This window comes from Geomonas azotofigens, assembly GCF_018919395.1.
Lineage (GTDB): Bacteria > Desulfobacterota > Desulfuromonadia > Geobacterales > Geobacteraceae > Geomonas > Geomonas azotofigens.
This window is the reverse complement of sequence record NZ_JAHLME010000008.1, coordinates 130,430-138,875: the sequence shown is the minus strand read 5'-3', so window position 1 is coordinate 138,875 and position 8,446 is coordinate 130,430. Positions and strand designations below refer to the sequence as shown.

Below are 8,446 nucleotides of genomic sequence, written 5' to 3'. Positions count from 1 at the left end.
AAGTAGAACTGCGGACGGTAGCCGTTGAAGAACGGGGTGTGACGGCCGCCCTCTTCCTTGGACAGGATGTAGGCCTCGGCCTTGAACTTGGTGTGCGGGGTGATGGAGCCCGGCTTGGCGAGAACCTGGCCACGCTCGATCTCCTCACGCTTCACGCCGCGCAGCAGCGCGCCGATGTTGTCGCCAGCGCGGCCTTCGTCGAGGAGCTTACGGAACATCTCGACGCCGGTAACGGTGGTCTTGGTGGTGGCCTTGATGCCGACGATCTCGACTTCCTCGCCGACCTTCACGATGCCGCGCTCGACACGACCGGTGGCGACGGTACCACGACCGGAGATGGAGAACACGTCCTCGACCGGCATCAGGAACGGCTTGTCGATGGCGCGCTGCGGCTCCGGGATGTAGGCGTCGACGGCGTCCATCAGCTTCATGATGGCCTGCTCGCCCAGCTCGCCCTGGTCACCCTCGAGGGCCTTCAGAGCGGAACCCTTGATGATCGGGATGTCGTCGCCCGGGAAGTCGTAGGAGGAGAGCAGTTCGCGCACTTCCAGCTCGACCAGCTCGAGGAGCTCCTCGTCGTCCACCATGTCGGCCTTGTTCAGGAACACGACGATGTAGGGGACGCCGACCTGACGCGCCAGCAGGATGTGCTCGCGGGTCTGCGGCATCGGGCCGTCAGCTGCGGAAACAACCAGGATCGCGCCGTCCATCTGCGCTGCACCGGTGATCATGTTCTTTACGTAGTCGGCGTGGCCCGGGCAGTCGACGTGAGCGTAGTGACGCTTGTCGGTCTCGTACTCGACGTGGGCGGTAGCGATGGTGATACCACGCTCACGCTCTTCCGGTGCGTTGTCGATCTGATCGAACGCCTTGAACTCGGCCTGGCCTTTGCCGGCGAGGACCTTGGTGATAGCCGCGGTCAGGGTGGTCTTGCCGTGGTCGACGTGGCCGATGGTACCGATGTTTACATGCGGCTTGGTTCTTTCAAATTTAGCTTTTGCCATTTCGGAATCCTCCTAGTAGGGAAATTGAATTATTAGCCTTTGGCCTTCGCGACTATTTCCTCGGCAACCGACTTCGGTACCGGCTCGTAATGATCGAAGGTCATGGAGTAGGTCGCACGACCCTGGGTTGCGGAACGCAGGTCGGTGGAGTAACCGAACATCTGGGCCAGCGGCACCATGGCGGTGACCACCTGCGCGCCAGCGCGCCCTTCCATGCCCATGATGCGGCCGCGGCGGGAGTTCAGGTCGCCGATGACGTCGCCCATGTACTCCTCGGGGACCACGACTTCCACCGACATGATCGGCTCCAGGATGATCGGGGAGGCCTTGGCGCAACCCTCTTTGAAGCCCATGGAACCTGCGATTTTGAAGGCCATCTCCGAGGAGTCGACCTCGTGGTAGGAACCGTCGACCAGGGTGACCTTGATGTCGACCACCGGGAAGCCGGCCATGACGCCGTTGTCCAGCGCCTCCTTGATGCCCTTGTCGACCGCCGGGATGTACTCGCGGGGAACGACGCCGCCCTTGATGGCGTCGACGAACTCGTACCCCTTCCCTGCCTCCTGCGGCTCGATCTCGAGCCAGACGTGACCGAACTGACCGCGACCGCCGGACTGGCGCACGAACTTGCCTTCCGCCTTGACCTTCTTGGTGATGGTCTCGCGGTAGGCGACCTGCGGCTTGCCGACGTTGGCCTCGACCTTGAACTCGCGGAAGAGACGGTCCACGATGATCTCGAGGTGCAGCTCACCCATGCCGGAGATGATGGTCTGGCCGGTCTCTTCGTCGGTCTTGACGCGGAAGGACGGGTCCTCGGAAGCGAGCTTGCCCAGCGACAGGCCCAGCTTCTCCTGGTCGGCCTTGGTTTTCGGCTCGATGGCGATGGAGATAACCGGCTCCGGGAACTCGATGGACTCGAGGATGACGGCGTGGTTCTCGTCGCACAGGGTGTCGCCGGTGGTGGTGTATTTGAGGCCGACCGCGGCGGCGATGTCGCCGGCGTAGACTTCCTTGATCTCTTCACGCTTGTTGGCGTGCATCTTGAGAATACGGCCGATCCTCTCGCGCTTGCCCTTGGTGGCGTTGTACACGTAGGAGCCGGACTGGATCACGCCGGAGTAGACGCGGAAGAAGCAAAGCTGCCCAACGAACGGGTCGGTCATGATCTTGAAGCCCAGTGCGGAGAAGGGCTCGGTGTCGGACGCGTGACGCTCGATGGGAGCCTCGGTGTTGGCGTCGATGCCCTGGATAGCCGGGATGTCGGTCGGAGCCGGCATGTAGTCGAGCACGGCGTCGAGCAGGTGCTGCACGCCCTTGTTCTTGAACGCGGAGCCGCAGATGACCGGGCAGATCTTGATGTCGAGGGTCGCCTGGCGGATGGCCGCTTTCAGCTCGGCGTTGGAGATCTCCTCGCCGCCCAGGTATTTCTCCATCAGGGTATCGTCGTGGGAGGAAACTTCCTCGATCAGCAGTTCGCGGTACTCGTTGGCCTGGTCGACCAGGTCGGCAGGGATGTCGACCACGTCGTAGGTAGCGCCCATGGTCTCGTCGTTGAAGACCATCCCTTTCATCTCGATCAGGTCGACGAGGCCCTTGTAGTTCTCCTCGCTGCCGATCGGGATCTGCAGGGCGACCGGGTTCGCCTTGAGGCGATCCTTGATCATGGCGATGCCGCGGAAGAAGTCCGCGCCGATACGGTCCATCTTGTTGATGAACGCGATACGCGGAACGCGGTACTTGTCGGCCTGGCGCCAGACGGTCTCGGACTGGGGCTCAACGCCGCCGACCGAGCAGAACACTGCCACGGCGCCGTCGAGAACACGCAGGGAACGCTCGACCTCGATGGTGAAGTCGACGTGACCCGGGGTGTCGATGATGTTGATACGGTGGTCTTTCCAGTTGCAGGTGGTAGCCGCGGAGGTGATGGTGATGCCACGCTCCTGCTCCTGCTCCATCCAGTCCATGGTAGCGGCGCCGTCATGGACCTCGCCGATCTTGTGGGAAACACCGGTGTAATAGAGAATACGCTCCGTAGTGGTGGTCTTCCCTGCATCTATGTGAGCCATGATCCCGATATTACGGGTCATTTCCAACGAAACCTGACGTGCCACTTCTGTTCCTCCGAGTTGCTTTCTAAGCCTTAATGGGTGCCGCCGTGGACTACCAGCGGTAATGGGCGAAGGCGCGGTTCGCCTCGGCCATCTTGTGGGTGTCCTCACGCTTCTTGACCGCGGAACCACGGTTGTTGTATGCGTCGAGGATCTCACCGGCGAGCTTGTCGGTGACGGTCTTCTCGCTGCGGGCGTTGGAGTACTTCACCAGCCAGCGCATGGCCAGGGACATGCGGCGCTCCGGACGGACTTCGACCGGAACCTGGTAGGTGGAGCCGCCGACCCTGCGGGACTTGACTTCCAGCATCGGCTTGATGTTGTCCAGGCACTTCTTGAGCACCTTGACCGGCTCGTCGCCGGCCTTGCCGGCCGCGATCTCGAGGGCACCGTAGAGAGCTTTCTCGGCGGTGGACTTCTTGCCGTCCAGCATGATTATATTGATCAGCTTGGCAACCACCCTGTCACCGTATTTCGGATCCGGGAGGATCACCCGCTTTGCTACTTCTCTTCTTCTTGGCATGTCTTAACCTCTCACTTAAAATCGGTTACTTGGGTCTTTTTGCACCGTACGGTTACTTGGGCCTCTTCGCACCGTACTTGGAACGGCTCTTCATGCGACCCTTGACGCCGACAGAGTCGAGCGTGCCACGGACGATGTGGTAACGAACACCCGGAAGGTCCTTTACCCTGCCGCCCCTGATCAGGACGACGGAGTGTTCCTGGAGGTTGTGACCAACACCCGGAATGTAGGAGGTCACCTCGACGCCGTTGGTAAGCCTAACCCTGGCGACTTTACGAAGCGCGGAGTTCGGTTTCTTCGGGGTTGTGGTGTAAACCCTGGTGCAAACGCCCCTCTTCTGCGGGCAGCTCCTGAGTGCCGGAGCAGTGGATTTTTCACCCTTTGACTCCCGACCGTGACGAATAAGCTGATTAATAGTTGGCATACATTCCTCTCACGCGTTTCTTCTCCACGCACAGACGTACCCCGCGCGCGGAAGCGACGAAAATAGCAACAACGTACGTGCTTGTCAAGTTTTATTTGATAAAAGTGAGACGCCGGCCAGTGAAGCGGGGAACCCGCTCTCACTGGCCGGATACTGGACTAGGCTTCTTCTTCGTAGATCTCTTCATCTTCCGGTTCAACTGGCTCCGGAATGATTACTGGCTCCTCAGCAACCATGCGCAGGTTGCGGTAAAGAGCCAATCCCGTACCCGCCGGGATCAGGCGGCCCATGATCACGTTTTCTTTGAGACCACGCAGACTGTCGACCTTACCTTCTATTGATGCCTGTGTCAAGACTTTTGTTGTCTCCTGGAAGGAAGCAGCAGAAATAAATGACTCAGTCGAGAGCGACGCCTTGGTTATGCCAAGGAGCAGGGACTCTGCAGTAGCAGGACGCCCGCCTTTGTCCATCGCCTTCTCGTTTTCTTCCTCAAAGACCCAACGCTCGATCTGATCGTCGATCAGGAGGTTGGTATCGCCCACGTCCTTCACCCTGACGCGGCGCAGCATCTGACGTACGATGGTCTCGATGTGCTTGTCGTTGATCTTGACGCCCTGGAGACGGTAGACCTCCTGGACCTCGTCGACCAGGTACTTGGCCAGTTCCTTCTGGCCCAGTACGCGCAGGATGTCGTGCGGGTTGGAGGAGCCGTCCATGAGCGCCTCGCCGGCGCGGACATGGTCCCCTTCGTGGACGCTGATGTGCTTCCCTTTGGGGATGAGGTATTCCTTGGGCTCGCCCACTTCCGGGGTCACGATGACCTTTCTCTTGCCCTTGGCGTCCTTGCCGAAGGCGACCACGCCGTCGATCTCGGTGATGACCGCGAAGTCCTTCGGTTTCCTCGCCTCGAAGAGCTCGGCGACGCGCGGCAGACCACCGGTGATGTCCTTGGTCTTCGTGGTTTCGCGCGGGATCTTGGCGATCACGTCACCCGCGGCAACCACGGTGTCTTCCATCACGTTGATGTTGGAGCCCACCGGCAGGTAGTAGCGCGCCATGCTCTCACCGATCTTGGCGGTCTTGCCGGATTCGTCCTTGATGGTGATGCGCGGACGCTTGTCGGAGTCGCGGGTCTCGATGATGACCTTCCTGGAGAGACCGGTGACTTCGTCGACCTGCTCCTCCATGGTGACGCCCTCGATGACATCCCCGAACTTGATGCGGCCGGAGATCTCGGTGAGGATCGGCATGGTGTACGGGTCCCACTCTGCCAGCGACTGCCCCTGGGTGACCTTCTCTTCGGGGCTCACCTTGATCTTGGCGCCGTAGACGATGCCGTACTTCTCGCGCTCGCGCCCGGTCTCGTCCACGATGGCCAGCTCGCCGTTACGGTTCATGACGATGTGGTGACCTTCGGAGTTGGTTACGTAGTGCAGGTTGATGAACTTGGCGTAGCCTTCGTTCCTCGACTCCAGGGAGGTCTGCTCGGCGCGACGGGATGCGGTACCACCGATGTGGAAGGTACGCATGGTCAGCTGGGTGCCCGGCTCGCCGATGGACTGGGCGGCGATGACGCCGACCGCCTCGCCGCGGTTCACCAGGTGGCCGCGTGCCAGGTCGCGGCCGTAGCACTTGGCGCAGATGCCGCGGCGGCTCTCGCAGGTGAGCACCGAGCGGATCTTGACCTTCTCGAGGCCGGCGGCCTCGATCCTGGAGACCAGGGTCTCGTCGATCTCCTGGTTGGCCGCCACCAGCACGTCGCCGGTGACCGGGTCGAGGATGTCGTCCAGGGCCACGCGGCCGAGGATACGGTCGCCGATGTGCTCGATGATCTCGCCACCCTCGGTGAGGGAGGAGACGGTCAGGCCGTCGATGGTGCCGCAATCCTCCTCGGTGATGATGGCGTCCTGGGCGACGTCGACCAGACGGCGGGTGAGGTAACCGGAGTTCGCCGTCTTGAGCGCGGTATCGGCCAGACCTTTACGGGCACCGTGCGTGGAGATGAAGTACTGGAGCACGGTGAGGCCTTCGCGGAAGTTCGCGGTGATCGGGGTCTCGATGATCTCGCCGGACGGCTTGGCCATGAGTCCCCTCATCCCGGCCAGCTGGCGGATCTGCTGGGCACTACCCCTCGCGCCGGAGTCGGCCATCATGTGGATCGCGTTGAAGGAGGGTACCTTCACTTCGTTCCCCTGGGGATCGGAGATAGTGTCGCGGGAGAGGTTGTCCAGCATCTCTTTCGCGATGTCCTCGGTCGATTTGGCCCAGATGTCGATGACCTTGTTGTAACGCTCGCCGTCGGTGATGAGACCCTCGGTGTACTGGTTCTGGATCTCCTGCACCTCTTCGGTGGCGCGGTTGATGATGGCCGGTTTCCCTTCCGGGATGACCATGTCGTTGATGGAGATGGAGATGCCCGCCTTGGCCGCGTAGCGGAAGCCGATCGACTTCAGCTTGTCGGCGAGGATGACGGTCTCCTTGTTGCCGGCCAGACGGTAGCAGGTGTCGACCAGGTTGGAGAGCTCCTTCTTGGTCATCACCTTGTTGATGGCCGAGAACGGTACCGCGTCCGGCAGAATCTCGCGCAAAAGCACGCGGCCGACGGTGGTGTCCACCAGGGCCGGCTTCTCGTCGGCAGGCAGGTTCTTCATCCTGACCTTGACGCGGGCCTGCAGGTGCACCTCGGACGCATCCCAGGCGATGGACACCTCTTCCGGGGAGGCGAAGATCTTGCCGTCGCCCTGGGCGAAATGCTTCTCGCGGGTCATGTAGTAGATGCCGAGGACCATGTCCTGGGACGGCACGATGATCGGCTTGCCGTGCGCCGGCGACAGGATGTTGTTGGTCGACATCATGAGCACGCGGGTCTCCACCTGGCTCTCGACGGAGAGGGGAAGGTGGACCGCCATCTGGTCACCGTCGAAGTCCGCGTTGAAGGCGGTGCAAACCAGCGGGTGCAGCTGGATCGCCTTGCCCTCGATGAGCACCGGCTCGAAAGCCTGGATGCCCAGGCGGTGCAGGGTCGGGGCGCGGTTCAGCATGACCGGGTGCTCCTTGATGACCTCCTCGAGCACGTCCCAGACCTCCGGCTTCTCCTTCTCCACCATCTTCTTGGCGCTCTTGATGGTGGTGACGAAGCCGCGCTCCTCGAGCTTGTTGTAGATGAACGGCTTGAAGAGCTCGAGAGCCATCTTCTTGGGCAGACCGCACTGGTGCAGCCTGAGTTCCGGGCCGACGACGATAACGGAACGGCCGGAGTAGTCGACACGCTTACCGAGGAGGTTCTGGCGGAAGCGGCCCGACTTGCCCTTGAGCATGTCGGAGAGCGACTTGAGCGGACGCTTGTTGGGGCCGGCGATGGCGCGGCCGCGGCGGCCGTTGTCGAACAGCGCGTCGACCGCCTCCTGCAGCATGCGCTTCTCGTTCCTGATGATGACCTCGGGGGCCTGCAGTTCCATCAGGCGCTTCAAGCGGTTGTTGCGGTTGATGACGCGGCGGTACAGGTCGTTCAGGTCGCTGGTAGCGAAGCGGCCGCCGTCCAGGGGGACCAGCGGGCGCAGTTCCGGCGGCAGCACCGGGATGCACTCGAGGATCATCCACTCCGGCTTGTTGCCCGAGTTCTTGAAGGCCTCGATGACCTTGAGGCGCTTGGCGGTCTTCTTGCGCTTGGCCTCGGAGGTCGCCTCCTGCATCTCGATACGGAGCTGCTCGGAGAGCTGGTCCAGGTCCATCGAGGTGAGGCAGGTGCGGATTGCGGCCGCGCCCATGCCGGCCTCGAAGCCGTAGTTGTATTCCTCGAGGGCCTTCTGGTACTGGTCCTCGGAGAGCACGGTGCCAAACGGCATGCCGGTTTCCTTCGGGTCGGTCACCACGTAGGCCTCGAAGTAGAGCACCTTCTCGAGGTCCTTCAGGGTGATGTCCATCAGGTTGCCGATGCGGGACGGCAGGGACTTCAGGAACCAGATGTGCGCCACCGGGGTGGCCAGGTCGATGTGCCCCAGGCGCTCGCGGCGCACCTTGGACGGGATGACCTCGACGCCGCACTTCTCGCAGACGATGCCGCGGTGCTTCATGCGCTTGTACTTGCCGCAGTTGCACTCGTAGTCCTTGGTCGGTCCGAAGATCTTGGCGCAGAACAGGCCATCGCGCTCCGGCTTGAAGGTGCGGTAGTTTATGGTTTCCGGCTTCTTCACTTCCCCGAAGGAACGCTCGCGGATCTTGTCCGGCGAGGAGATCGAGATCTTGATGGACGAGAAGTGGAGCGGATCTTTCGGCTTATCGAAAAAATTGAAAATATCTTCCAAAGTATTTTCCTCCTTAGCGGTAGGAGTTACGTTATCGGTGTTAAGCGGCGCATCGGGCAGTCGGACTCTGACCGGTCGGACTA

Annotated in this window: 5 protein-coding genes; all 5 read right to left on the bottom strand. The window is 61.5% G+C overall.

Features of this window, described 5'->3' with window-relative positions:
• Nucleotides 1–1,004: elongation factor Tu (tuf, locus tag KOL99_RS19845; RefSeq protein ID WP_216512196.1), on the bottom strand; the 1,004-nt coding region annotated here is incomplete at its 3' end.
• Nucleotides 1,005–1,036: 32 nt separating this feature from the next.
• A complete protein-coding gene (gene fusA, locus KOL99_RS19840) occupies nucleotides 1,037–3,115 on the bottom strand; it encodes an elongation factor G (RefSeq protein WP_216512195.1) in 2,079 nt (692 codons plus the stop codon).
• A gap of 49 nt (nucleotides 3,116–3,164) precedes the next feature.
• Complete coding sequence (rpsG, locus tag KOL99_RS19835; RefSeq protein WP_129128342.1) at nucleotides 3,165–3,635, bottom strand: 30S ribosomal protein S7; 471 nt, start codon at nucleotides 3,633–3,635, stop codon at nucleotides 3,165–3,167.
• Between the two features lie 52 nt (nucleotides 3,636–3,687).
• The gene (gene rpsL, locus KOL99_RS19830; protein ID WP_015719175.1) at nucleotides 3,688–4,059 is read right to left on the bottom strand and encodes a 30S ribosomal protein S12; all 372 of its coding nucleotides are present in this window, start codon (nucleotides 4,057–4,059) and stop codon (nucleotides 3,688–3,690) included.
• A 158-nt stretch (nucleotides 4,060–4,217) separates the two neighbouring features.
• Nucleotides 4,218–8,363, bottom strand: a complete 4,146-nt coding sequence (rpoC, locus tag KOL99_RS19825) for a DNA-directed RNA polymerase subunit beta' (protein WP_216512194.1) — start codon at nucleotides 8,361–8,363, stop codon at nucleotides 4,218–4,220.
• Nucleotides 8,364–8,446: the final 83 nt, after the last annotated feature.

Excerpts from the sequence above, each read along its gene's own strand:
- rpsG (WP_129128342.1), bottom strand. The coding sequence starts at position 3,635 with ATGCCAAGAAGAAGAGAAGTAGCAAAGCGGGTGATCCTCCCGGATCCG.
- rpsL (WP_015719175.1), bottom strand. The coding sequence starts at position 4,059 with ATGCCAACTATTAATCAGCTTATTCGTCACGGTCGGGAGTCAAAGGGT.